Source organism: Facilibium subflavum, assembly GCF_003574485.1.
Taxonomy (GTDB): Bacteria; Pseudomonadota; Gammaproteobacteria; order Francisellales; family Francisellaceae; genus Facilibium; species Facilibium subflavum.
Genome location: NZ_QLIT01000208.1, coordinates 1 through 755, shown reverse-complemented (window position 1 = coordinate 755; position 755 = coordinate 1). Strand labels below are relative to the sequence as shown.

Annotated in this window: 1 protein-coding gene; it reads left to right on the top strand. The window is 36.2% G+C overall.

Going from position 1 to position 755, the window contains the following annotated elements; all coding sequences use genetic code 11:
• Nucleotides 1–128: 128 nt before the first annotated feature.
• Complete coding sequence (locus DNK84_RS11425) at nt 129–674, top strand: Tn3 family transposase (RefSeq protein WP_119344631.1); 546 nt, start codon at nt 129–131, stop codon at nt 672–674.
• Nucleotides 675–755: the final 81 nt, after the last annotated feature.

Here is a 755-nt window from a genome sequence, read left to right as displayed (position 1 = left end):
GAGTCCAATGTTGAGAGTTTGATTAATCAACGCTGTAAGGGGCAACAACACATGAAATGGTCAAGGGATGGGCTGCACAATATACTTACATTAAGAGCAGCGATGAATACTTATACTTGGCCTAAGGTTTGGGAGAAACATGTTCTTTTTGGGTTGAAAAAGGCAGCTTAGAACATAATATAAATACACTTCCAAGTACAATTATAAAAAAATTATCATCATACTCTCGAAAAAACAAGACACTCAAAGCACTCATTGAATTTGATAGAATCATTATGAGCATTTACATGCTCAGATATATCGATGATCTTCAGTTAAGAAGAAACGTGCATCGGGCATTAAATCGTGGTGAAGCTTTTCATCAAATACGATCTGCGTTATTTCAGGTCAATGGCAAAAAAATCCTTGGTAAATCTGAAAATGCGCTTGAAATCAGCAATCAATGCAATCGAGTATTAGCTTGCTGTATTATTTATTACAATGCTTCATTGTTATCAGAGCTACTAACACAGGCTGAGGCGAGAGGTGATGAGAAACTGTGCAAGCAAATTAAGCGGCTTTCACCTGTAGCATGGCAACATATTAGTCTGCTTGGAAATTTTGTTTTTTGTGAAAACGCTCAAAACCTTGATATTAAAGGGATTGTGGAAAGTGTTCTTGCTAAATTTGACTGAAAAATATATGGCTACAACCTATATGGAATAAGGGCTAACATCACTTTGATAGTACAAACCAGTGCTATATGGAATTAACGC